Origin of the sequence: Pedobacter sp. CAN_A7 (assembly GCF_015752175.1) — a bacterium.
In the GTDB taxonomy this organism is placed as follows: Bacteria; Bacteroidota; Bacteroidia; order Sphingobacteriales; family Sphingobacteriaceae; genus Pedobacter.
In genome coordinates this window covers 145,174-170,182 of record NZ_JADOUW010000002.1, presented here as the reverse complement: position 1 = coordinate 170,182, position 25,009 = coordinate 145,174, and the positions used below count along the sequence as shown (strand labels likewise).

26 protein-coding genes are annotated in these 25,009 nt (G+C 41.4%); 17 read left to right on the top strand and 9 right to left on the bottom strand.

Annotated features, from left to right (window positions below; all coding sequences use genetic code 11):
• Positions 1–36: 36 nt before the first annotated feature.
• Positions 37–2,628, bottom strand: coding sequence for a phosphoenolpyruvate carboxylase (locus IWX76_RS06930; protein ID WP_196859184.1), 2,592 nt, complete (start codon positions 2,626–2,628; stop codon positions 37–39).
• Positions 2,629–3,030: 402 nt separating this feature from the next.
• Between IWX76_RS06930 and IWX76_RS06925 the strand changes: the two genes are divergently transcribed.
• Together IWX76_RS06925 and IWX76_RS06920 are read left to right on the top strand one after the other, a co-directional pair.
• Complete coding sequence (locus IWX76_RS06925) at positions 3,031–3,213, top strand: hypothetical protein (RefSeq protein ID WP_196859183.1); 183 nt, start codon at positions 3,031–3,033, stop codon at positions 3,211–3,213.
• Between the two features lie 88 nt (positions 3,214–3,301).
• A complete protein-coding gene (locus IWX76_RS06920) occupies positions 3,302–3,862 on the top strand; it encodes a DUF2911 domain-containing protein (protein WP_196859182.1) in 561 nt (186 codons plus the stop codon).
• A gap of 61 nt (positions 3,863–3,923) precedes the next feature.
• Here the strand turns inward: IWX76_RS06920 and IWX76_RS06915 are convergent, their stop codons facing one another.
• From IWX76_RS06915 to IWX76_RS06890, 6 genes are all read right to left on the bottom strand, one after another.
• Positions 3,924–4,415, bottom strand: coding sequence for an anti-sigma factor family protein (locus IWX76_RS06915; RefSeq protein WP_196859181.1), 492 nt, complete (start codon positions 4,413–4,415; stop codon positions 3,924–3,926).
• Complete coding sequence (locus tag IWX76_RS06910; RefSeq protein ID WP_196859180.1) at positions 4,412–4,990, bottom strand: RNA polymerase sigma factor; 579 nt, start codon at positions 4,988–4,990, stop codon at positions 4,412–4,414. Before IWX76_RS06910 ends, IWX76_RS06915 begins: the two co-directional genes overlap by 4 nt.
• A 31-nt stretch (positions 4,991–5,021) precedes the next feature.
• Positions 5,022–5,384, bottom strand: a complete 363-nt coding sequence (locus IWX76_RS06905; RefSeq protein WP_196859179.1) for a DUF6249 domain-containing protein — start codon at positions 5,382–5,384, stop codon at positions 5,022–5,024.
• A 98-nt stretch (positions 5,385–5,482) separates the two neighbouring features.
• On the bottom strand, positions 5,483–5,917 hold the full coding sequence (locus tag IWX76_RS06900; RefSeq protein ID WP_196859178.1) for a hotdog fold thioesterase: 435 nt from the start codon (positions 5,915–5,917) through the stop codon (positions 5,483–5,485).
• Positions 5,907–6,422 carry a DinB family protein gene (locus IWX76_RS06895; protein ID WP_196859177.1) on the bottom strand — a complete coding sequence of 172 codons (516 nt, stop codon included), beginning with the start codon at positions 6,420–6,422 and terminating at the stop codon, positions 5,907–5,909. The genes IWX76_RS06900 and IWX76_RS06895 overlap by 11 nt, the downstream gene beginning before the upstream one ends.
• On the bottom strand, positions 6,361–7,614 hold the full coding sequence (locus IWX76_RS06890) for a sensor histidine kinase (protein WP_196859176.1): 1,254 nt from the start codon (positions 7,612–7,614) through the stop codon (positions 6,361–6,363). Before IWX76_RS06890 ends, IWX76_RS06895 begins: the two co-directional genes overlap by 62 nt.
• Positions 7,615–7,702: 88 nt before the next feature.
• Here IWX76_RS06890 and gltX point away from each other — a divergent pair, with 88 nt between their 5' ends.
• From gltX to IWX76_RS06850, 8 genes are all read left to right on the top strand, one after another.
• The gene (gene gltX / locus IWX76_RS06885; protein ID WP_196859175.1) at positions 7,703–9,214 is read left to right on the top strand and encodes a glutamate--tRNA ligase; all 1,512 of its coding nucleotides are present in this window, start codon (positions 7,703–7,705) and stop codon (positions 9,212–9,214) included.
• Between the two features lie 6 nt (positions 9,215–9,220).
• Complete coding sequence (gene ypfJ / locus IWX76_RS06880; RefSeq protein ID WP_196859174.1) at positions 9,221–10,060, top strand: KPN_02809 family neutral zinc metallopeptidase; 840 nt, start codon at positions 9,221–9,223, stop codon at positions 10,058–10,060.
• A gap of 72 nt (positions 10,061–10,132) precedes the next feature.
• Complete coding sequence (locus IWX76_RS06875) at positions 10,133–11,260, top strand: hybrid sensor histidine kinase/response regulator (RefSeq protein WP_196859173.1); 1,128 nt, start codon at positions 10,133–10,135, stop codon at positions 11,258–11,260.
• Positions 11,261–11,266: 6 nt separating this feature from the next.
• Complete coding sequence (locus IWX76_RS06870) at positions 11,267–14,851, top strand: response regulator (protein ID WP_196859172.1); 3,585 nt, start codon at positions 11,267–11,269, stop codon at positions 14,849–14,851.
• A gap of 22 nt (positions 14,852–14,873) precedes the next feature.
• Positions 14,874–15,245: a response regulator gene (locus IWX76_RS06865; RefSeq protein ID WP_196859171.1), complete on the top strand. Its 372-nt coding sequence runs from the start codon at positions 14,874–14,876 to the stop codon at positions 15,243–15,245.
• Positions 15,246–15,251: 6 nt separating this feature from the next.
• Complete coding sequence (locus IWX76_RS06860; RefSeq protein ID WP_196859170.1) at positions 15,252–16,073, top strand: CheR family methyltransferase; 822 nt, start codon at positions 15,252–15,254, stop codon at positions 16,071–16,073.
• A gap of 1 nt (position 16,074) precedes the next feature.
• A complete protein-coding gene (locus tag IWX76_RS06855) occupies positions 16,075–16,662 on the top strand; it encodes a chemotaxis protein CheB (RefSeq protein ID WP_196859169.1) in 588 nt (195 codons plus the stop codon).
• Positions 16,649–17,014, top strand: coding sequence for a response regulator (locus IWX76_RS06850; protein WP_196859168.1), 366 nt, complete (start codon positions 16,649–16,651; stop codon positions 17,012–17,014). Before IWX76_RS06855 ends, IWX76_RS06850 begins: the two co-directional genes overlap by 14 nt.
• Positions 17,015–17,019: 5 nt before the next feature.
• Here IWX76_RS06850 and IWX76_RS06845 read toward each other — a convergent pair whose 3' ends face one another.
• Positions 17,020–18,702, bottom strand: a complete 1,683-nt coding sequence (locus IWX76_RS06845) for a dipeptidyl-peptidase 3 family protein (RefSeq protein ID WP_196859167.1) — start codon at positions 18,700–18,702, stop codon at positions 17,020–17,022.
• Positions 18,703–18,839: 137 nt separating this feature from the next.
• Here IWX76_RS06845 and IWX76_RS06840 point away from each other — a divergent pair, with 137 nt between their 5' ends.
• On the top strand, positions 18,840–19,679 hold the full coding sequence (locus IWX76_RS06840; RefSeq protein WP_196859166.1) for an N-acetylmuramoyl-L-alanine amidase: 840 nt from the start codon (positions 18,840–18,842) through the stop codon (positions 19,677–19,679).
• 59 nt (positions 19,680–19,738) lie between these two features.
• Here IWX76_RS06840 and IWX76_RS06835 read toward each other — a convergent pair whose 3' ends face one another.
• Positions 19,739–21,400 carry a glutamine--tRNA ligase/YqeY domain fusion protein gene (locus tag IWX76_RS06835; protein WP_196859165.1) on the bottom strand — a complete coding sequence of 554 codons (1,662 nt, stop codon included), beginning with the start codon at positions 21,398–21,400 and terminating at the stop codon, positions 19,739–19,741.
• Between the two features lie 79 nt (positions 21,401–21,479).
• Here IWX76_RS06835 and IWX76_RS06830 point away from each other — a divergent pair, with 79 nt between their 5' ends.
• From IWX76_RS06830 to IWX76_RS06805, 6 genes are read left to right on the top strand one after another with little or no spacing between them, the layout of a single operon-like run.
• Positions 21,480–21,899 carry a cobalamin B12-binding domain-containing protein gene (locus IWX76_RS06830; protein ID WP_196859164.1) on the top strand — a complete coding sequence of 140 codons (420 nt, stop codon included), beginning with the start codon at positions 21,480–21,482 and terminating at the stop codon, positions 21,897–21,899.
• 2 nt (positions 21,900–21,901) lie between these two features.
• The gene (locus IWX76_RS06825) at positions 21,902–22,684 is read left to right on the top strand and encodes an enoyl-CoA hydratase/isomerase family protein (RefSeq protein ID WP_196859163.1); all 783 of its coding nucleotides are present in this window, start codon (positions 21,902–21,904) and stop codon (positions 22,682–22,684) included.
• Between the two features lie 59 nt (positions 22,685–22,743).
• Positions 22,744–23,796 carry an AI-2E family transporter gene (locus IWX76_RS06820; protein ID WP_196859162.1) on the top strand — a complete coding sequence of 351 codons (1,053 nt, stop codon included), beginning with the start codon at positions 22,744–22,746 and terminating at the stop codon, positions 23,794–23,796.
• Positions 23,797–23,856: 60 nt separating this feature from the next.
• Positions 23,857–24,123 carry a YtxH domain-containing protein gene (locus IWX76_RS06815; RefSeq protein ID WP_196859161.1) on the top strand — a complete coding sequence of 89 codons (267 nt, stop codon included), beginning with the start codon at positions 23,857–23,859 and terminating at the stop codon, positions 24,121–24,123.
• A gap of 21 nt (positions 24,124–24,144) precedes the next feature.
• Positions 24,145–24,522, top strand: coding sequence for a phage holin family protein (locus tag IWX76_RS06810; RefSeq protein ID WP_196859160.1), 378 nt, complete (start codon positions 24,145–24,147; stop codon positions 24,520–24,522).
• Positions 24,506–24,946 carry a hypothetical protein gene (locus tag IWX76_RS06805; RefSeq protein ID WP_196859159.1) on the top strand — a complete coding sequence of 147 codons (441 nt, stop codon included), beginning with the start codon at positions 24,506–24,508 and terminating at the stop codon, positions 24,944–24,946. The genes IWX76_RS06810 and IWX76_RS06805 overlap by 17 nt, the downstream gene beginning before the upstream one ends.
• The last annotated feature ends 63 nt before the right edge of the window (positions 24,947–25,009 follow it).

Sequence of the window (25,009 nt, the reverse complement as noted above, 5' to 3'; positions counted from 1 at the left end):
TGGGATTTCCAAAGGTGAGCAGGCTTTTTTGTTTGATTAGGCTGAATTCCGCCCTGCGTTTACAATGCCGTAAACAGTACGAATGGCCAGTTTCTCATAAGATTCCAACTCCTGTTCCGTATTATCCTGTTCGTTGATATGCCTAAGCGCATAGTGCTGGATCAAGACCAATGGCAGAATAATTTTCTCGCGCATGGCGATCGAACTGCGTTCTACCGGATAGTTTTCCATCAAATAGGCCAGGCCAGATAATTTCAACAGCATGGCTTTAGAAAGTTCATACTCATCGTGCAACATCTTCCAGAAATCACCAAACTCTTCGTCGTTAGCCAAATGTGCGGTAATGGTAAAGTCCGATTTGCTCATCGACATCATACAGTTATCAATGATGGTCTTAAAATAACCGGATTCATGATAAGTCTTTTGCACCTTATCCCAATTACCAGCATCTTCCTGGTTCTTTAAAGCGGTTCCAACTCCATAGAAACCTGGAACATTTTGTTTTAGTTGTCCCCATGAGGTAACAAAGGCTATGGCCCTCAGGTCTTCCAGTTTCATGCGTTCGCCAGAATTCCGTTTTACCGGGCGACTGCTGATATTGATTTTAGATAACAGACTTAAAGGAGAAAATTTAAGCAGGTAACTCATAAACTGCGGATGCTGACGTAATGCCAGGAAGGATACATAACTATCATCCGCCATCTTATCCAGTAAGGTTTTGTTCACCTCATCCAATAAAACATTATGTTTCTCGCGGATTCCCGATGAAATACCGGCATTGATCAATTGGGCCATGTTAAATTCGGCACTGTCAATAGAACCATATTGCGAACTGATGGTTTGGCCTTGAATCGTAAGCTGTATATTTTTATTAGCAATTTCCTTACCCATTGATGCATAAAAGCGGTGTGTTTTACCACCACCGCGTGCAGGCGGACCTCCACGGCCATCAAAAAAGGCCAGGCGGATGTTGTGCTCATCTGATACAGCTGTAAGGGCAACCTTGGCGTTAAAAATAGACCAATTGGCCATTAAGTAACCTCCATCCTTGGTGCTATCTGAAAAGCCCAGCATAATATCCTGCTTGTTACCTCGTTTTTCCAGGTGTTTTTTGTAAAACGGATGGCTATACAAGGTGCTCATAATTTCATCGGCACCTTCCAGGTCGTTAACCGTCTCGAATAGCGGCACAAAATCTATGCTCAGGTTATCTTCTTCCCATCCGTTCCAGAGGAACAGCTCGATCAGTTGTAAAATATCACTGGCTTGCTGGCAATTGCTAATAATAAAGCGGTGTACGGCCAGTTCGCCGTTGTTTTGCTGCACGGCTTTAATTTCACTAATGGTTTCCAGGGCATCTTTAATCAACTCATCGTCCGTTTCCGGGTAAATGACTTTCGCACTTTTAAAGGTGAGCAAACTGATTTTTTCTGCTTCACTTAAGTCGTTGTAGTTTTCCGGATACATGGAAATGATCGGCCTGCTTTGACGGCAAAAATTATGCACATTACGCAATACACGACTATCCTGGCGGATATCGAGGGAAGCGAAATGGCAACCATATAAATTTACCTTGCGTATCAAATCATCAACCATGCCTACAAACAGGCTGTCGTGATCTTCCAGTAAGGTGGTTTTAATATTTTCTAAATGTGCTACCAGGGTCTCTGAAATATTTTCTGGGGCGGTATTGGTGTCGAAAGCGTTTTTATACAGCACTTCCTGCACCAGTGCGATCGTGTCTTCGACCCCGCGGAAGGTAATACGGCGTTTCAGGTTCCTGAAGTCACGGTAATAACAACGGAATAGAATTTGGCGCAGCATTTTGGCTACCTGCAAGGTATCTTCAGCATGTACATTGGGGTTCCCATCACGGTCGCCACCAGGCCAGAAGCCTAGCTCAATGATCTTTTTTGACTCCAGCTTAAACTCATTCATGGTGTTGTCTACATCTTCCTGAATTTGGGCTGCCGCAAAATAAAAAACGTTTTCCAGGTACCAGGCCAGGCTAAAAGCTTCGTCGACCGGGCTAGGTGATTTCTTGCTGAAAAAAGGTGTTTTTCCTAATTGCTGCAACAGTTCATTGATACTTAATATATCATTTGATTTTAAGGCGGCCGTTAAGTCGGTAATGATAGATAACACACTGCCCGGATAAAACTGGGTAGGGTGGGCTGTTAACACCAGGCGCAGTGAAAAGTCTTCAATTAAGTGTTTAACTTTATTACCCAGGGCCTCGTTGTCTACACCTTTTGAAAGGTAGGAGTGCAGTGAACTTTGGTCGTCCATGGTATTCAGCTTGTTAAAAGAAGCATCTTCCACGGCGTCAAACAAGACCACCTGGCGTTCAATATATTGGATAAACCTAAACAATAAGTCAATGACTTCCTTATTGCTAAAATCCTGAGCGTATTTATTGAAAAATGAATCGATAATCTGAACAGAAGTCTCTCTGGCCTTGACGCCCTCTTCGCAATGTTTTATAAAAAGGGGCAGGAGTGTGCCCGTATCCTTTATTTTGTAGAATGGCAAAGTTAGAAACAAACTGTTGTAAAGTTCGAAACGGGAAACGACTTCACTGTTAAAAGTTGATTCTTTGTGTCCGGTTGCTTTTTGTTTTGGGTTCATGGTATCGGCTGAATTTTGCGCTTAATCTACCAAAAATGATTAACATACGGATAATTTGGGCTGTAAATTAATTTGTGGATTAAATAAAGATCATTATATTGCTCCCCTAAGGTTAAATAATTCTAAACTTATTGGTTGGTCGTTTGAAGCCGCCAGTGCATCAAGTTGATTTTTTGAAAGAGTGGCCGGGATCTTGAGAGCGTTCCTGGTCACTCTTTCTTTTTTATCCCTTTATTTTCTATTTGAAGTTTATTAGGATCAAGATATAAACTTGTGAAGCGCAAGCTACATGCAGGCTACCCTGTTCCACTCAGGCTTTTTCTCAATTTATAGATGAGGAGCATTTCAAGTCTTCCGAATTAAAAATATTTCAATACCTTTGAACGATAACAATTTAATGATATGACTAACGAAGAAAATAAAGCAAGTTTTGATTGGGTTTATTATGTATTAGGCCTGGTTTTTGGAATTTTAGTTGGAGCAATTACTACTGGAAGTTTTGGTTATTCCATTCTTGGCGGGTTGATTGGTTTTATTATTTCCGCTTTATTCTTGCACAATCTTGTTAAAGGACGTAAATACTAATTCATTTTATTTGAAAACATCATCAGCTTACTGCTATAAGTATCATCGCTAATGATCGCTTCTTAACCTAACAAAACAATATATTCTTATGAAAAAACTAAGTCTGTTTGTTCTGGTTGCTTTTTTCGGCCTTGCCGTAAACGCCCAGGAAGTTAAATTTCCTGCCTTAGACGGCACACCGGCTGATATTGCTTATTTTCCGGTAAATGCGGCTAAAGTTAAAGCTGGCGACAAATCCTCGCCAGTGGTTAAAGTGGTTTACTCAAGACCTTCGAAAAAAGGACGTGAAGTGTTTGGTGCTTTAGTGCCTTATGGTAAAGTTAACCGTATAGGTGCTAATGAAAGTATTGATATTAAGTTTTTCAAACCAGTAACAATTGGTAAAAAAACTATTCCTGCAGGTTCATACAGCTTATTTGCTATACCGAATGAAAAAACCTGGACAATGATTATCAATAAACAAACTGACCGTTGGGGTGCTTATACCTACGATGAAGGAATGGATGTTGTTCGTGTAGAAGTTCCGGTTAAACCGTTAGCTGAGCCTATTGAAGCATTGTCTATCACTTTTAGTGAGCAAGCTGGTGGCGCTCATTTGCATATTGGATGGGATAAGACATCGGTAGCATTGCCTATACAGTTCAAATAGAAAAATATTTTTAATTAATGCAAAAAAAGGTCTGCATCATTCGATGCGGACCTTTTTTTGTTTATGAAATAGTATGCCGGGTTCTCAACAACCTATCTAAGTAGATTAAAGCAAGCAATACATCTACACAAAAGAAAATTCTCAAAGCCATTGGATTCACCATGTTGCTAATGTTCAGGTTTATTTTTACATGAAAATCTGGCAGAGTAATTTCCTGCATGCTCAGCGTGCTATTGCTCAGGGTGTATATTAATAAACCCACAATTCCAACCACAAACATAGCGGCAATGCTAAAAATAACCCGCGGATCTACCTTTGTTTTTAAGGCTACGGGCTGGGGCTCGAGGGCTACCTGTTCCATCACGTTGCGCATAAAAGACATGGAGGGCTCTTCGAGTTCCGTTTGCAGCAGCAGCTGATTGACGGCTAACAAAGCCTTGTATTGTTCAGCATATTGTGTATCTGTTGCAATCTTCTCTTCGAGCACCTTGCGTTCTTCGGTAGTGGTTAAACCATCGATATAATCCCAAAGTTGTTCTTCCATCGTTTTCATAATAACTCCTTTACTTCGTCTTTTAACAATAACTGCAGCTTTTCTCTTAGCCGGATGCGTGCACGGTGCAGTTTGACTTTAACGGTATTGCTTTCCATATTCAGGGTGTCAGCAATTTCATCCAGACTTTGTTCTCCCTGGTAAAAAAGGGTAATAATGGCGGCATCATCCGGTAGCAATTGGCTGATGGCCAGGTTGAGGTAGGCGTATTTAGAGCTAAACTCTACGCCGTCAGCACGATAGCTTGATATAGAGTTCTGTAATTGAACGTTGCTGTTCTCCTCGTCAATGGAATCCATAGGCAAACGTTTCTTTCTTAAGTGCGACATGGCCGTGGTATAGGCTATGGTATAAAGCCAGGTGCTAAACTTTGAGGTTTGTTTAAAGGTGCCCAGCGCTTTATAAGCTTTCACAAAGCAATCCTGGGCCACCTCTTCTGCATCTTCTCTGTTTTTAACAAACTTTAAGGCCATGGTAAACACAAACCGCTTGTGGCGGTTTACCAGCAGGACATACGATGCGGTTTTACCCGCAAGCGTCTCTGCCATAAGTTCCAGGTCTGTTTGCTGTTGCATATCAGAAGAATGTTGTGATGCTAGAATACAATTACGCAGATAGCTGCGGTTGTGATTCCATCCACCTTCTTTCGATCATGTAGGATATAATAAGCCCAAAGCCACCAAAAATGCTCAGGTTGCCAAAATATACCGCAGCACTTTCTTCATCACTTAATCCTAAACCCCGGGTAACAAATAAAGCAATTAATAAACCGATACCAAAGCCGACTAATAATAAGCCGAATTTAAGACTTAAAAAAGGCATAGGTGCTGCTGCACGTGCTTTTGCTACGCCGGGATCAATACCCCGTTCTATCATCGCCATTTTTTCCTTGTTCGACATATACCTGATGCCGAAAACCATTGCTGTTGCGCAAATGATTAAAAAGATAAACACTAATTCTGGTCCCATAATGTGTCGTATTTATATTATTGATTAATTTAATTGTATTTGCTGGATAGGACGAGGCTTCTTTGCAACAGGTTACACCCTCCAAACAATTAATTAATTTATAGGGCCGGGTCTTTTGGCTTAGGGATGATGGCTACCGTTAAACGGCTTATACAACTTAGTTTACCTTTATCTGTGCGGATTTTAATTTCCCAGACATGTGTTTTGGCGCCAATGTGCAGGGCGGTACAGGTTCCTGTCACCACTCCGCTTTTAACAGGGCGTAAATGATTGGCATTTACTTCTAATCCCACAGCCAGGTATTTTTCAGGATCAACACACAAGTAGGAAGCAATGCTGCCCAGACTTTCAGCTAATACAACCGATGCCCCGCCATGTAAAATGCCTGCCGGCTGGTGTGTTCTTTCATCAACGGGCATGGTACCAACAATAAAATCATCGCCATATGCCGTAAATTCAATGCCTAATAAGGCACCGATGTGGTTTTTGGGCCTGCCGTTAATTTGTTCGAGGGTAAAAGGTTTAAACCACATCCGCGTAACGTTCTTTTATAATACGGGTATGGTGAATCACGTGACCAGCCATTACAAAAAGAATAGCACGTACAGTGATGAGTCGGCCAGAGGCTATTCCACTGCGGCTGAGTTCAGTTTCATTCAGGGAGTTAAACAGGTATAGGTTGGCTTTGCGCAATAAAGAGAACTCTTCGCCAATGCTGTGCAGGCTGCGGTCTGCAAAATGGGCATTTTTAACATAGTCATCTTCTTCAAATCCTGGAAGCGGACTGGTTTCAGCGCGTGAAAAACACAATAACCGGTAACATAAAATACGTTCCGTATCTACCATATGGCCCGCCAATTCTTTAATGGTCCATTTTCCTGGTGCGTAAGCATAGTCTGCTTTTTCGATGAAGTCGGTTAAGAATTCCGGGAATTCCTGACTTTGTTTTTCGAGCAGCACCAACACATCATCCTGATCAACCAGGTTGATGTACTGCGCTCCCCATTCCGGGTACTCGTGTGGTAGTGGTCGGTTCATATGTGATGCTGCTTTTTAAGATGATACGAAAAGTAGTTCCTTTGCCTATTTCTGATTCTTTGACAAATATTTCTCCACTATGGTAATTCTCAACAATACGTCGCGTTAATGATAATCCTAAACCCCAGCCACGTTTTCTGGTGGTATAACCTGGTTGGAACACAGCATCAAATTTTGAGCGCTGTATACCTTTACCGGTGTCGCTTACATCAATAAACACTTCTTCTTTGGCTAAGTTTTCTATAATGTTTACGGTGATGTTGCCTTCGTTTGAAATGGCATTAGCCGCATTTTTAAGCAGGTTTTCAATGACCCAGTCAAACAAGGGTACATTTAATAAAGCCCGCACCTGCTCATCGCCGGTAATGGTAAATTTAATCTTGTCGGAAGTGCGCAATTTGAAATAATCAATGAAATTGCTGATCACCAGGTACACGACATGGTCTTCCAGCACTGGCTTAGAGCCAATTTTAGAGAAGCGGTCTGTAACCACTTCCAGGCGTTTGATGTCGTTCTCCATCTCGGCAATCAGGGGATCGTCTTCGGCATCAAAGCGCGACTTCATGAGTTCCACCCAGGCCATGAGCGAAGAAATTGGCGTACCCAGCTGGTGTGCCGTTTCCTTGGCCATACCAACCCATACCTGGTCTTGTTCTGATTTTCGGGCCGAGCTGAACGCTACATAGGCGGTGATCAGAAACAGGCCGATTACGCCAAGCTGGATGTAGGGGAAATAACGCAGTTGCGTAAGGATAAAAGAATCTTTATAAAAAACAAGCATCTGGGTGCCCATGTAATTGATAGGCAAGGGGGCGTGTTGTTCTTTCATGCGCCGCAGTTCCCGCTGAAAATAAGCAGGATCATATGCAGCAGTTGCTGCGGCATCCATGTAATTAGTTTTGCTGCTGTCCAGGCGCAGGTAAGTTTGTATAATGGTGCCCGTAGTATCGGTTAAAATAACCGGCACCTTACTGCTGGAAATAATCATGTTCAGCACGTCGGCATATAAGGCATCATCAAATACTTGTGACGACTTTTCTGTTCCTTTTACCCATAATTCAAATTGAATCCGTTCTTCATGCTCCATTTTTTTAACAAAGAAATCGCTATAAAAAACCGATGCAGCCCCAATGACGATGGCAAAGACCAGTAAGAATAATTTCCAGCGACGCTTTTTTTCGTATGGGTTCATAAATTGTGACGGCAAATTACTAATAAGCATTCAATAACGCATCAATAGAACGGTAACAGCGTAAAAAATATATCTTTGTACTAAGATTATGGAAAAGAAAGTTAGAGTAAGGTTTGCGCCAAGTCCTACTGGCGGCCTGCATTTAGGGGGTGTACGCACCGCATTGTTCAACTATTTATTTGCCAAACAACACCAGGGTACTTTTATTTTAAGGGTGGAAGATACCGATCAGACCAGATTTGTTCCTGGTGCTGAAGAATATATTGCTTCATGTTTAACATGGTGTGGAATGACGCCAGATGAAAGTCCAACAAGAGGAGGCGAATACGGTCCTTACCGTCAAAGTGAGCGTAAAGCGAGCTACAAACAATATGCAGATCGTTTAATTGCCGACGGACATGCCTATTATGCTTTTGATACTCCTGAAGAACTGGACGCACAACGTAAAGCATTCCCTAATTTTTTATACGGTCAGGCCAGCCGCATGCATATGCGCAACTCGCTGACTTTAAGTGCTGAAGAAGTAACTGAGCTTTTAGAGAAAAATACACCACATGTGATACGTATTAAGATACCCGCAGATGAGCAGGTTTCTTTTGTCGACCTGATCAGGGGTCATGTGACTTTTGACACCAATTTGGTTGACGATAAAGTATTGTTAAAAGCCGATGGCATGCCTACTTATCATTTAGCTGTTGTTGCCGATGACCGCGCCATGGAAATCAGTCATATTTTCAGAGGTGAAGAATGGTTGCCTTCCGCACCAATTCATATTTTATTATGGCGGTATTTAGGTTGGGCCGACGAGATGCCACATTGGGTTCACCTGCCGTTGATCTTAAAACCAGATGGTAATGGTAAATTAAGTAAACGTGATGGCGACAGGCTAGGTTTTCCAGTGTATGCACAGAACTGGACGGATCCTAAGACAGGGGATTTAACACAGGGTTTTAAAGAACTTGGTTTTATGCCTGAGGCTTTTGTTAACCTTCTTGCCATGTTAGGCTGGAATGACGGTACCGACAAAGAGATATTTACCATGGAAGAGCTGATTGCCAGTTTCTCGGTAGATCGCATTAGTAAAGCAGGCGCAAAGTTCGATTTCGAAAAAGCGAAGTGGTATAACCATGAATGGATTAAAACAGCACCGGCAGACAAAATTAGACCGCAGGTAGAAGCCCTATTTGTGGTAAATAATATACCCTTACCAGCAGATGCTACTGCCTTAGAAAGTGTAATTGATTTAGTTAAAGATCGTTGCCAATTATTAACTGATTTCATCACACAAAGCGCGTACTTTTTTGTTTCTCCTGGAGAATACGACCTTGGAGCGGTCAAACCGAAATGGACGCCTGAAAAAGCGGCCTTTTTTATGGCCTTTATTCCCGAATTGGATCCCTCATTGTCTGCAGAAGAATTGGAGGCTCAGTTTAAAATCCTGGCTCAACAATTTAACCTGAAACCTGGTGAGTTGATGTTACCATTTAGGGTGATGTTGGTAGGCGGCAAGTACGGTCCGGGTGTATTTGATATTGCCATTCGTTTAGGGGTTACAGAAACTACTAAACGGATTATGAATGCACTTTCAACATTTAATTAGATAACTATGCAGTGGTTCGGTAAAGGTAGTGGAAATATAGAAGACCGACGTGGAATGGGCGGCGGCGGCAAGATACTTGGCGGAGGCGTGGGTATTATTGTGGTGGTATTAGGCTTGCTTTTTGGTAAAGACTTAACCGGTCTGGTAGGGCAGTTACCCGCCACCGGCTCCTCACAGGAGGTTGCCCTTGGTACACCTACTGATGCCGAAGGTAAGTTTGTAGACGGTGTTTTAGAGTCAACAAACCAGGTTTGGGAAAAGCAATTTGCGGCCATGAACCTGACCTACGAAAAGCCCGTACTAACTTTATTTGATAATAGTGTGCAATCGGCCTGCGGTAACGCAAGTTCGGCTGTAGGACCTTTTTATTGCCCCGGCGACAATAAAGTGTATATCGATTTAACATTTTATAATGAACTAAAGGATCGCTTCGGTGCAGCCGGGGATTTTGCCCAGGCCTATGTGATCGCCCATGAGGTAGGTCACCATGTGCAGAATTTATTGGGAATCACCAATAAAATGGACCAGTACCGCAGCCAGCTTAGTGAAGTAGAATACAATAAGCTTTCGGTAAAACTGGAGCTTCAAGCTGATTTTTTTGCCGGTTTATGGGCACATGATGCACAGAACCTTAAAGATTTCAGGCTGGAAGAAGGGGATATAGAGGAGGCGTTGAATGCTGCCAATGCCATTGGCGACGATAAACTTCAAAAACAGGCACAAGGTGAAGTGGTCCCTGACGCCTTTACCCACGGCACTTCCGCACAACGGATGTATTGGTTCAAAAAAGGTTTTGAAACCGGCGATTTTAACCAAGGGGACACCTTTAATGCTAAAAATCTTTAATCAAATCAATATTTAATTTAATACTCATCGTATATTTTCTAACTTAGAAATTTACCGGACCTATATTCAGAAATGATCCTAATTGTAGACGATACGCCCGAGAACCTGATCTCTTTAAAAAAGGTTCTTGAGGTACATAATTTCGAAGTTGATACCGCTTCATCAGGCGAGGAGGCCCTAAAGAAGGTTCTTAAAAATGAATACGTTTTAATTATTCTGGACGTTCAAATGCCCGGAATGGATGGATTTGAAGTGGCTGAAGCCATTTCAGGCTACAGTAAAGCCAAAGAAACCGCTATTATCTTTCTTTCGGCAGCAAGTACAGAATCACGGTTCATTACCAAAGGTTATTCTTCAGGGGGATTGGATTATATTACCAAACCAGTTGACATGGATATTTTGTTGTTAAAGGTGAAAACCTTTTACCGTATCTATGAGCAAAGTCGTAAGTTAATTGAGGTGCAAAAGGCCCTGCTAAACGAAATTGAAATCCGCAAGATTGCAGAAAATAAAAAAGACGAGTTTATTAGTATTGCCAGTCACGAACTCAAGACCCCCCTCACCAGCGTTAAAGGATATGTGCAGCTTTTAGAGCGAAGCATAGAAAAAGGAGATATTGATACCGTTAAACGGCATTTGGTGAAGGCGCAGCTGCAACTAGAGAAACTAAATGACCTGATTGCCGATTTATTGGATATCTCCAAAATAGAAAGCGGAAAGCTTAAATTCAACAAGAAACATTTTCAGATGGATGATATGCTGGATAATGTGATCGAAATATTTCATCAATCCAATCCAGATTTTAAAATTGTTAGAAAAGGAAACATCACAGTTCCCCTGTATGGCGATGAAGTACGGATAGAGCAGGTCATCATAAATTTTTTAACCAATGCCATTAAATATGCACCAGGAACCTCAGAAGCCTGGATGACTGCTGAAATCAAGGACGGCCATGTGTTTGTTGGCGTTCGTGATTTTGGGATTGGCATCGATGCTCCACAACAAGAAAGTGTCTTTGAAAAATTCTTCAGGGTTGAAGAGACTGCCATACAGTTTCAGGGATTGGGAATAGGTCTATATATTTCAGCGGAGATCATCAAAAGACACGGTGGCCAGGTTGGTGTAAACAGTAAATTAGGAGAAGGGTCGGAGTTTTACTTTACGATTCCCATAGACCCTTATCCGCAAAGCAATTCGTAAATTATTATGCAAAAAACTTTAAAAAAGAATCTTCGTTTCGGATTAGGACTTTCTTTAATCGTTCTGTTTATTAGTTCCCTTGCTTCTTATGTAAGTATTGTTAACCTGATCAGGAGCTCCACCTTAGTAGCAGAAAGTAATGAGGTCCTGTCAGGTTTAGATCATGTTATTTCCAGCGTTAAAGATGCAGAAACGGGCCAGCGAGGTTTTTTGCTAACGGGTGATAAAGACTTTTTAGGACCTTATACCGGATCCAGAGAAAGTGCAGTAACGTTATTAGATGAACTTCAACAGAAGACTAAAAACAATGCCTTTCATCAGAAAAGCCTGGCCAGAATGAAAGTAATTCTCCAGGAACGCCTGAATATTCTGGACAGAACTATAGCGGTAAAGAGCAGAGGGGGAAATGTTGGGGTAATCGAATTGCAAAAGGGTAAAGTTTACATGGATGAAGCCAGATCGCTGGTTAAGGCTATGAAACTTGAGGAAAACCAACGGTTAGATGCACAGACTTCTGATTTAAATCGAACCGCAGGTTTTACACCTTTGTTAATAATACTGGCAGCTATATTAGCCATTTTAATTACTGTTTTCTTTTACCGTAAGGTGTCTACAGATATTGATGCACGCGCCAAGTTGCAGCAGGCATTAGCTGATAAAAACAAGGAAATTGACGATCGTTTGCAGGTAATTAAGGACCTTGCCGCACAAATTTCCAGTGGAAATTATAGCATCAGGTTAAAGCAGGAGCAGAAAGACAGTTTAGGAAGTGTTGCAGGTTACCTAAATGCTATGGCCGAATCTTTACAATATTCGTTTGGCCTATTGGCTGATAAAGAATGGTTGCAAGGTAGTATAGCCGGTTTGAACGACCGCATGGCAGGGGAGAAAAGTGTGTCGGAGCTGGCAACAGATGTCCTTAGTTATAATATTGAGCGATTGAATTGCCAGGTAGGCGCATTTTATTTGCTGGAAAATAAACACCTAGTCTTGACCTCCAGTTATGCGCTTAACGAGCAAGCATCAAAATCAGCGATTCCTTTGGGGATGGGTGTTATCGGTCAGGCTGCAGAATCAGGAAAGACGATGGTATTGCATGATATTCCCGAAGGAGAATTAACCATTAGTTATGGTATTGGGGAAACAAAGCCACGCCATCTTATTGCTTTGCCTATCAGACGCGATAAGGTGTTGCTTGGCGTGTTGGAATTAGGATCGCTAGGGGCCATTAATTCCTTACAGCTGGATTACCTGGAGCAAATTTCTTCCAGTATAGGTGTTGCCATCCATGTATCACAAAACCGCAAGCGCCTGCAGGACTTCCTGGAAGAAACCCAGGCGCAAACCGAAGAGCTGCAAGCGCAACAATCGGAGCTGGAGGGCTTAAATTCAGAGCTTGAAGCCCAAACTCAAAAAATACAAACTTCGGAAGAAGAGCTACGGGTTCAGCAGGAAGAATTGCTGCAAAGTAATCAAGAGCTGGAAGAGCGTACAAGTTTACTGGAAGAACGAAACCAGCTAATACAGGAACGTAACCTGGAAATACAAGAGAAAGCCCACCAGCTAGAGCAAAGCACAAAATATAAGTCGGAATTCCTGGCCAATATGTCGCATGAATTGCGCACCCCATTAAACTCTATTTTATTGCTTTCTAAGCTGATGTCTGAAAATACCGCATTAGACAAAGAATATATAGAGTATGCTGAGGTGATACAAAGTTCGGGACAAGGGCTATTAGGCTTGATCGATGAGATACTTGATCTTTCTAAAATAGAAGCTGGAAAGATGAAGCTTGAGTTTGATGATGTGAGTATGGATGAGGTGGCTACAGACATGAAGTCGTTGTTTACGCCTCTGGCCAGAAACAAAAACCTGCAGCTGGTGGTCGAAGTAGAACCTAATTTACCGGTCATCCGTACTGATAAAATGCGTTTAGAGCAGATCCTTAAAAACTTGTTGTCTAATGCCATCAAGTTTACCGGGCAAGGAAAAGTTGCTTTAATCATTAAAAACGACGAACCCAATAATTCTTTACTTTTTAAAGTAACAGATACCGGTATTGGAATCCCTTCAGCAAAACAAGCGCTTATTTTTGAAGCCTTTCAACAGGCCGATGGTTCTACCAGACGCAGTTATGGCGGTACAGGTTTGGGCTTATCAATCAGTCGTGAACTCGCAAAATTGCTGGGAGGTGTTATTGAATTGAGTAGTAAAGAAAATCAGGGTAGTGAGTTTACCTTAGTTTTGTTTCTGGACGAGGAAAAAGCAGCCCTGCAATCGGCACCGGTTTTAAGTACACAAGTGCCCCTAGTATTAAACGGTACCCCGCCAGCAGCCGCTCCCGAACGTTACCTGGTGGATAAAATACCTATGGATATTGATGACGACCGGGATAATATTTTGCCCGGCGATAAGGTGATCCTGATTATTGAAGATGATACTCCTTTTGCTAAGACCTTACTTAATTTTACGCGGAAGCGTAATTACAAAGGTGTTGTAGCGGTAAGGGGTGATGTAGGGATAGAAATGGCCAATCATTTCCTTCCAGTTGCTATTTTGCTGGATATACAACTTCCGGTTAAGGACGGATGGCAGGTAATGGACGAGTTAAAATCTAATCCGCGTACCCGGCCAATACCAGTGCACATGATGTCGTCGCTGGAAATGAAAAAAGAAAGTCTGTTAAAAGGTGCAGTTGATTTTATTAATAAACCAGTGGCGCTGGAACAGATGAAACAGATTTTTCAAAAACTGGAACATGCACTAAGCAGGCACCCTAAGAAAGTATTAATTGTAGAAGAGAATAAACAACATGCCGAAGCATTAAGTTACTTTTTAAGTAACTACAACATTCATACGCAGGTAGTCAATTCAGTAGCCGATAGTTTAGGTGCCTTGCAGCAGCAGGAGGTAGACTGTGTGATCCTAGACATGGGCATACCCGACAAAAATGCTTACGAAACACTGGAGACGATAAAAAAGAGTGAAGGATTAGAAAACCTTCCCATTATTATTTTTACCGGTAAGAACCTTTCAAAAGGCGAAGAAATACGCATTAAACAATATGCCGACTCTATTGTTGTGAAAACAGCACATTCCTACCAGCGCATATTGGATGAAGCAGGCCTGTTTTTACACCTGGTAGAAGAGAAATCGACAGATAAAGTCATAAAACCTAAGTCAGATAAACTGGGTGGATTATATGAGGTGTTAAATAATAAAACGGTACTCATTGCAGATGATGACGTGCGTAATATATTCTCGTTAACTAAAGCACTTGAAAAGCACCAAATGAAAGTGCTGGCCGCTACAGATGGAAAAGAAGCATTACAGCTGCTTAAAGATAATCCAACGGTAGATATTGTGTTAATGGACATGATGATGCCGGAAATGGATGGGTATGAAAGCACCAAACAAATCAGAAAGATTCCTGCTTTTAGAAACCTTCCTGTTTTAGCCGTAACAGCTAAAGCAATGATGGGCGACAGGGAAAAGTGTATTGCTGCCGGTGCCTCAGATTACATTTCCAAACCGGTGGATATCGATCAGTTGGTATCGCTGCTACGGGTATGGTTATACGATAAAGTTTAAAAAGAATTTCCTTGTTATATATATGGCAACTAGTAAAAAAATATTAATTATTGACGATGATAACCGCAATATCTTTGCATTAACGGCGGTATTAAAAGCTAAAGGTTACCAGTGTATGTCGGCATTATTTGCCGAAGATGGTCTTCAGCTTATTTCCCAACATCCTGAAATAGCAGTAGTACTCATGGACATGATGATGCCCGGAATGGATGGCTATGAGGCAATTGCCAGGATGAAAGAAACACCTGAATTTAAAGAAATACCAGTAATTGCCGTCACGGCACAGGCCATGGTTGGCGACAAGGAACGGTGTATTAATGCTGGTGCAGTTGGTTATATATCAAAGCCGGTTAACGTAGATAACCTGGTTAAATTAATTTCACAATATATCTAAGAAAGATTGGAACTGTCGGCAATTAGTGATGAGCAAGTAGAGATTTTGCTGTCAGATCTTCTGGAGAATTACGGGTATGACTTTACGGGTTATTCAAGGGCATCCTTAAAACGTAGGGTAATTCGCCTTTACACCTTAGATAAGATTACAGGCTTTACAGAATTCCGGTATAAAATAAACCAGGATGAGATGTACTTTAAGCGCTTTGTAGAGCAGCTTACTGTTAATGTTACGGAGATGTTTCGTGATCCTGGGTTTTTCAAAACCCTTCGCGATGTGGTATTACCCAGGTTGGGTACTTATCCATTGATCAGGATCTGGCTGGCGGGTTGTTCAACCGGCGAGGAAGCTTATTCCATGTCCATCCTGTTAAAAGAGCTGAATCTGCTTCATAAGTCACTTATATATGCCACAGATTTAAATCCAAAGGTGTTGGAAAAGGCTAGTCAGGGTATGTTTCCCCTAACTTATATGAAACAATATTCGGAGAACTATATTGCTTCCGGAGGGCAGCAGGATTTCTCCAGCTATTATACCGCTAAATATTCCCTGGCTAAATTTGATGACGAGCTGCGCAGTAAAATTATTTTTTCTACCCATAACCTGGTTTCTGATCATTCTTTTAATGAGTTTCAGCTCATTCTATGTCGTAATGTGCTGATTTATTTTGATCGTGATTTACAACATAAGGTGTTGGAACTTTTTAACAACAGCCTCGAAGACCTGGGTTATCTTGCCCTTGGATCAAAAGAAACCATTGATTTTTCTAACATCTCCAATAGTTTTAAACGTTTAGATCAGGAGAAAATCTGGCGCAAAGTAAATTAAGATGAAGAACTGTGAAGCATTACTTATTGGAGGATCGGCAGGCAGCCTTGATGTGCTGCTTAAGCTATTGCCATCTTTGGATATTAATCTTGCTTTCCCGATATTGATCATCATTCACCGAAAAAATGGGGCAGATTCTTTACTTCCTGAATTATTGTCAGGAAGAACACGCCTTACCGTTAAAGAGGCTGAAGAAAAGGAGCCCCTACTGCCGGGCGTCATTTACATTGCCCCCTCAGACTACCATGTTTTAGTAGAACTTGATCATACCATTTCCCTTGATTATTCTGAAAAGATTAATTACTCCAGACCTGCCATAGATGCAAGCTTTCAAACGGCTGCGGAAGTCTTTCAAGATCGGTTAGCCTGTATTTTATTGTCTGGATCCAATGCCGATGGTGTTGACGGTTTAAAATATGTAAAACAGTGGGGTGGACTTACCGTTATACAAAACCCTGATAATGCGCAAGTTGCGTATATGCCAGCCCAGGCAAAATTGCATGTAAAAATTGACCAAATATTAAATGCAGAAGATATGGGAGAATTTATAAATTTGCTGTCCCAATCTACACGCCATGGCTCCGCTTAAAAAAGTCTTTATTTTTGATGATAATACTGATATTCTAGAATTATGTACCATTATTCTGGAAGATGCAGGTTATGAAATCAAAACGTCCTCCACATCTAACGACATCATTAGTCAGGTGAACGCCTATATCCCAGATATTATTTTTATGGATAACTGGCTACCCGATGTAGGAGGTATAGATGCGACCAAAGCGCTTAAAGGCGACGACGAATTGAAACACATTCCGGTGATCTATTTCTCTGCCAACAACGATGTTGCGTCGTTGGCAAAGCAAGCAGGAGCAGATGGTTACCTATCTAAACCTTTTGATATTGCCGAACTGGAAGATATTGTAAATAAACACCTGATTTAAGGTGTTTATTTAACACCTAATACGTCTACACCCTGTTCAAATACTATATCAACAGGAATGCCGATGTTGCTTAATCTGTCCAGGTCCTTCTGCAATTCGGCAGGAATTACTGCTTTTTCTTTCTGCAATTTAACTACTGCATTATAATCACCATTACCCTGAAGGGTAATAATCAGGTTGCTTAATTCATTCATGGCCACTGCAAATTTGTCGTAATCTACCTTATAGGTTCCGGCTGCAGTTCTAATAAAAGCGCCTTTCTCTTTAAAGAAGTTAAAACATTGCATGTTTGCTTTACCATGTGCACTGGATGCACCGAAACGAACCGAACGCAAAATGCCGGCCATATAAGTGGTATAATAGTCTTTTAAGTCGCCCGTTAATTCTCCTTTTTTATGCAGCCCTGTAACCATATAAAGGCCTAAAACGTCTGCTTTACCTTCTTCTAACCACGAATATTGCTCTTTAAGTGCTTCTTTAACAAAGCCTTTTCCAGTAATTGTTTTTTTGATACCCAAGCCGTGAGCTACTTCATGGAACATCACATTAGAGAAAAAGGCATCAAATTTAATGTGCTTTTGCTGGTCTTTATCAATAAGTTCATTCGCAATGGGTACCAGTATTTTATCAAACTTGGCTTGCATCGCATTTTTCAATTGTGAACGACGGGTCCCTTTTTTCTGCTGGATGAGCTCATCGTTAGGTAAGTTAACGGCAATGGTTTTAGATCCGGCATTACAATCACCGGCATAATAAATTACATCGTATGCATTAAGTTCACTATCTGTACCAGGAGATTCTGCTTTGTATTTATTAGCTACAGGAAGGCCTTTTTGAAGCGCAGGAAGCATCGTTACGTATTTAGCAAGGCGTTTGCTCCAGACTTTGTCTTTAACAAGCACATAGGCCTCATAAGAGGTTTTAGCATTAAATAGTTTGTCCTCGTAATTCTCAATCGGACCAATAATGATGTCAATGGTATTGTTTTTCATATCCAGCCAGGCAATGTCGCTGGCAGTATAGTCATCTGTAACCAGGGCTTCAGAACGCAGGTCCAGGTACTTCTTAAATTGCGGATCTTCTGCAAGTAAGGCAGCTTGTTTCAGTAAACTAGATGCTTTTTGCAATTCCGTAGCGAAAAGAATATGGTAAGGCACGGAGATCAGCTTGCCGGCAGAATCTGTTCTCACCACAGCGTAAGGGTTATATTTGTCTTTTAGTGAAGCTTTTTCAATACTTTCCTTAGTCATTCCTGCCGGATAAAAAGTAGCACCATCAGGTTTTGGCCCTACACCCACCACAAAAGGTTTATCCCCATTCAGGCGGTCCCAGGGGCCATAGTTTATCCTGATAAAGGATTTAACCCTTTCATCTTTAACCGTGTTTAACAAGCTATCCCGCTGGGGGTAGGTTTGTTTCCAAAACAACTCATCCATAATCTGTGCAGCCTGCATCAGTAAAGGAAGGATTTTACGCTCATTAGGACTGAGGTCGTTCAGGTTGGTGGTTAGTTTTACAGGTTCATATATTCCAATCCGCTGATGCACATAATTTTCTAAGCTGTTTTTTGATGGCAGGGTGTCTTCTGTTTGTTGCGATGTCTGCTCCTGGTTATTGGAGCATGAAGCAAAACCTGCAAGTAAGGCGCCACCCATCAACAGTCGCGCAGCTTTATATATGTGTTTCATCAGTAATTATTTTTTCGTTAAGGTAGTGTAGCCATCCACGATGGTTTTATGTTTCCCGTACAAACTTAGGGCCTTCTGTTGGGATGAATGCAACAAAATAGTAAAAAATGGCTAATTTCACGGCTACATTTACAATTATGATGAGACTAAAAAAAACAACCCGAGCATTTTTACTGTATGGCGGCATACTTGCAGTTACGCTTAGTGCCTGTTCTACAAATAAATATGCAGCAACCAATAAAATCTACAAACAACAAGCAGAAGCATTTGCGACAACAATAAAAGAAATGCCTCCGGTGAATCAGAAAATTGATTCTTTGAATGAAAACCTGCAATCCTTTGTTGGGACTGTAAACTTTGGCATACGCAAACCTAATTTTGTGATTCTTCACCATACAGCACAGAATTCGCTGGACCAAACAATTAAAACATTTACATTGGCCAGAACGCAGGTAAGTGCACACTACGTGGTTTCCCGCGATGGTAAGGTGGTGCAGATGCTCAACGATTACCTTAGAGCAAACCATGCAGGTGTTGGCCGCTGGGGTAACGATACAGATCTTAACTCCTCATCTATTGGCATTGAACTGGATAACAATGGCAATGAGCCCTGGCCGGAGGCCCAGATTAAAAGTCTTACGGCTTTGCTGGGAACCTTGAAGAAAAAATATAACATTCCTACGGCTAACTTTATCGCACATTCCGATATTGCACCTCGACGTAAGCCTGATCCAAGTAATTTCCCCTGGAAAGTGATCGCTAAAAAAGGCTATGGTTTGTGGTATGATGAAGTGTTAACGATGCCGCCAGTCGATTTTAATGCAGAACAGGCGCTGCGGATCATTGGTTACGACATCAGCGATTTAAACGCAGCTATTATTGCCTTTAAAAGGCATTTTGTGCAAACCGATATTACGCCAAAACTTACCCCGGCCGATAAATTAATTCTTTATAACCTGTACTTTAAATACAGGTAAGCGAAAAACACAGGTATAAAAAACGCCTTCCGGAAATGGGAAGGCGTTTTTTGTTGCTCTTATTTTTTCGCTTTTGCCCAGGCGTCTTTCAAGCCAACCGTACGGTTGAATATCAGGTGCGCTGGTGTAGAATCGGTATCCAGGCTGTAATATCCTTTGCGGATAAACTGGTAACGTTCTGCTTTCGATGCGTTGGCTAACCAAGGCTCTATATAGGCATTAGTAATCACTTCCATACTATTTGGGTTCAGGTAATCTTTAAAATCACCTTCTTCGCTATCAGGAGATTCTACACTGAATAAACGATCGTAACTTCTTATCTCTGCTGTTTTCGCATGCGCTTTACTCACCCAGTGTATCGTGCCTTTCACGTTAACACCACTGGTATCCTCACCGCTCTTAGAGTTTGGAAGGTAAGTACAGTGGATTTCCGTCACGTTTCCATGCTCATCTTTCACAAAATCATCACATTGTACAATGTAGGCATGTTTTAAACGAACTACAGCGCCCGGAGCTAATCGGAACCACTTCTTGGCGGGAACTTCCATGAAATCTTCACGTTCAATCCATAATTCGTTGCTGAAAGGAATTTCCCGGTTTCCACCTTTGTCTTCTGCTTCCGGATTGTTTTCACCAATCAGAATTTCTGTTTCTCCAGCTGGGAAATTAGTAATGACCATTTTAATAGGATCCAGCACAGCCATTACCCGGTTAGCAATTTTATTCAGGTGTTCTCTTACGCAAAACTCCAGGAGACTTAATTCAATCAGGTTTTCTCTTTTAGCAACCCCAATACGTTCACAAAACTCCCTGATGCTCTCCGGGGTATAGCCACGGCGCCTTAAACCACTAATCGTAGGCATACGCGGATCATCCCATGAAGTGACAATACCTTCATTAACCAGTTGCAGCAGTTTACGCTTACTCATCACGGTGTAGGTGAGGTTTAAACGGGCCATTTCATACTGTTGCGACGGAAAAATTTCTAACTGCTCAATAAACCAGTTATACAGCTCGCGGTGCGACACATATTCTAATGTACAAATCGAGTGGGTAATTTCTTCAATACTGTCGCTTTGCCCGTGTGCAAAATCATACATCGGATAAATGCACCATTGATTACCAGTACGGTGATGCTCCGCATGTTTAATCCTATAAATGATAGGATCGCGCATAAGCATATTCGGACTGTTCATATCGATTTTAGCACGTAGAATACAGGCACCATCTTCAAACTCACCATTTTTCATGCGGTTAAATAGATCCAGGTTTTCCTCCACACTGCGGTTGCGGTAAGGGCTATCCTTTCCTGGCGTTGTGGGTGTGCCCTTTAAAGTAGCGATTTCTTCTGCAGTACCATGGTCTACATAAGCCAATCCTTTATGAATAAGCGTTACAGCGAAATCAAATAAGGTATCGAAATAATCAGAGGTATATAATTCGTTTTTCCACTCAAATCCAAGCCATTTAATATCTTCCTGCTGACTGTCGACATATTCCGTTTTCTCCGTCACCGGGTTGGTGTCGTCAAATCTCAGGTTAGTATAACCCCCGTATTTCTGGGTTAATCCAAAGTTAAGACAGATGGCCTTGGCATGTCCAATGTGCAGGTATCCGTTAGGTTCTGGTGGAAAGCGTGTAATTAAAGTTTTATATTTCCCGCTTTTTAAATCGTTTTCAATGATCTCCTCAATAAAGTTCAATGATTTTTCCTCACTCATAAAAACTGTAAATTTAGTCGTCAAAGTTAACATAAAACCGCTAATTTACTTACTTTTACTGATTACAATTACCATATTTATGAGCAATACATTAAACAGACCTATCCGTGTTTTAGTGGCTAAAGTAGGACTAGATGGTCATGACCGCGGGGCAAAGGTAATTGCCACTTCTCTGCGTGATGCAGGCATGGAGGTTATCTACACCGGATTAAGGCAAACGCCCGAAATGGTGGTTAATACTGCCCTGCAGGAGGATGTTGATGCCATAGGTATCTCTATACTCTCCGGTGCTCATATGACGGTCTTCCCTAAAATCATAGCGGTAATGAAGGAGAAAGGTTTGGACAAGGTGTTGTTAACCGGCGGCGGAATTATTCCGGAACAGGATATGTTAAAATTAAAAGAGATGGGTGTGGGTGAGTTGTTTGCTCCCGGAACCACCATGGTATCTATTGTAGATTATATCAATAACTGGGCTTCCGAACATAGAAATTTTTAAGCATGACGTATAACAACCTATTATCAGAAATTAAGGACCAGGTATTGCACCTGACCATCAACCGGGAGTCAAAGCTCAATGCCTTGAACAAGGAAACGCTTGCTGAACTGGCTGATGCCATTTCATTTGCAGCTTCCAATGAAAATGTACGTGGAGTATTGTTGACAGGCGCTGGCGAGAAAGCTTTTGTTGCCGGAGCAGATATCTCTGAATTCTCCAGTTTCAATGCCGAGCAGGGAGAGCAATTGGCGCTTCAAGGACAGGCTAATGTCTTTGATGCCATAGAAAACTGTCCGAAACCAGTTATCGCAGCCATTAATGGCTTTGCACTTGGTGGGGGTTTAGAGTTAGCCATGGCCTGTCATATCCGCATTGCTGTAAGTGGTGCTAAGCTGGGTTTACCAGAAGTGAGCCTGGGGCTGATTCCAGGATACGGTGGAACACAACGGTTGACACAACTGGTAGGGAAAGGTCATGCCTTCGAAATTATTGCCACGGCAGATATGATTACGGCAGAACGGGCTGCGGAAATAGGCTTGGTCAACCACGTGGTTGCCAGAGAGGAACTGCAAGCCAAAGCCCTTGAGCTACTATCAAAAATTATAACAAGGGCACCACTTGCTGTAGCAAATGCTATTGTGGCCGTTAATGCCGCTACCGACCCACAATTAAATGGATACGAGGTAGAGATCCGTGCCTTTGGCAATTGCTTTAATACCGAAGATTTCAAAGAAGGCGTTACTGCTTTTATGGAAAAAAGAAAACCAGTATTTAAGGGTAAATAGTCCAACATGGCTTATTGGCAAAATTATTGAATATAGCTAGCCAGCACAAACTCCCAATCATGTCTATATTTTCTTATAAACAGCGCAATAATATCACATTAGTGATTATTGTTGCCTTAGGCTGCCTCATTGCGTTCTCCCTACAAGGGATTTTTGGCTCTATATTAAGTACACTGGTCTTATATACCATCCTTCGTCCGGGTTATTTATACCTCGTTGAAGTCAAAAGGTGGAACGCCCGGCTTACCGCTGTATTACTCTTACTCACTTCCATAGTGGTTATTGTGTTGCCCTTTTATGGGTTGAGCAGTATGGTTATTACCAAAATTGCTGAGTTACAAAGCGATCATATTTATTATAAAAACCTGCTTTTTAAAATTAAACACCTGGTTCCTGTAGGGGCAGAGGTGCAGAATTTAATAGAAGAAGGCATAAAGAAAATGGGCACCTGGGCGGCAGAATTGTTCCCTTCCTTGATCTCTGGCGCATTTAATATTGTTTTGGGGTTACTACTCATGTACTTCCTGCTTTATTTTATGCTGGTAGAGCATGAAACATTTGAAAACGCGCTGGTGAAGTATGCCCCTTTCCGGGAGCAGAATGCGCTGCGTTTTGCTGAGGAAATGCGAAATACAACCTATGCCAATGTGGTTGGCCAAGGTTTTATCAGCCTGGTTCAGGGCTCATTGGTCAGTTTATGTTTTTACGCCCTGGGGTATACCGACCCCCTGTTTTGGGGCGTCATCACCACTTTTGTCAGTTTTGTACCGGTATTAGGTCCACCAGTAATTTTTGTGCCGGCTGCCCTGTTACAAATTGCCAATGGTAATGCCGTAGGTGGTTATGTGATGTTAGCCATCGGTTTTGTCGTCATTATTAATATCGATAATGTTCTCCGATTTATTATTGCCAAGAAAGTTGGAAATATTCACCCTATTATTACAGTAATTGGCGTAGTTATTGGTATACCTTTATTTGGAATATTAGGCTTAGTATTCGGTCCGTTGCTTTTGTCTTACTTCATTTTATTGATCCGAATCTACGAAACAAGCGCATTGGCGTCGGAAAGATTAGAAAGAATTAAAACAATTCCAGCAGAGGATGAGTTGTAATACCGAAGCGCATTATTCCATATCCTATTGTTTAATGTTTTATAAAAAAATCTAAATGTTATGAATGACAATTCAAAAGTATTAATTGGGTTATTAGCCGGTTTAGCTGCAGGAGCAGCCTTAGGTTTATTGTTAGCACCAGAAAAAGGTACGGATACCCGCGACAGGTTAAGTCAGTCTTTAAAAGACCTTGGCGATTCTATAAAAGATAAAGCAGCTGATGAAATTAACAACCTTGCTAACTTAAAAGATAAAGTAGTAAGTACAGTTAAAAGTAAAATAAGCCATGAAGCAGATGCTTATGCTGATGAAACAGAACACGCATAATTAATGCTAAACTAAATAACAATGCAGGAAAATAAAGAAAAAAACATCGAAGATCTCTTCTCCGACGCAAGGACTTACCTGGATGCCCGCATCGAATATGTGAGGCTTTCTATGGTAGAAAAAGTGTCACGTGCTGTAGCCAACCTTATTACCAGTTCTGTTGTCGTGATTTGTTTTGCTTTAGCTTTTTTGTTTGGAACAGTTACCCTTGCATTGTTTTTATCAGATGTGTTGGGTAGCTATACCAGGGGCTTCGGTTGTGTATCTTTAATATACCTTGCCATTGCCATTGTGGTTTATTTAACGAAAGATAAATATATAGAGAAGGGGATTATCAACCTGGCGATCAGAACGTATTTTAATAAATTAGCGGACAAGGAAGATGAGCAAAAGATATAATATTAAAAACCTGGAAGAGTTGCAAGCTCACTTATTTGCCCTGAAATCTGGCTACATGATGCAGGAAGATATGTTGAAACAGAATACCAGGCTGTATGTTAGGCAATATTCAATTGTTAACTTATTTAAAAAGTATGCGACGCCTTCTTCCTTCATGAAAGTTGACGAGAAACTGAATGTAAGCAGCAAACTGATGTCATTGGTTCTGCCAATCATCATGAACAGCACTTTATTCAGGGGATCAGGTTTTATGACCAAAGCTTTGGTTGGTTTAGCCACCAGTAAAATGGGTAAAAGTCTTGACGCAGAACATTTGTCATCAATTTTTACATCTGTAAAAGGCTGGTTTAACAAATCTAAAAAGCCAAGTAAAAGGAATATGCAGGTAGATTACGGTATTCCTCCTGATAGTGAAACCTTTTAAAAATAAAGACATAAAAAAACGTCTGTTAAGCTAATTAACAGACGTTTTTTTATGTAGTATGGT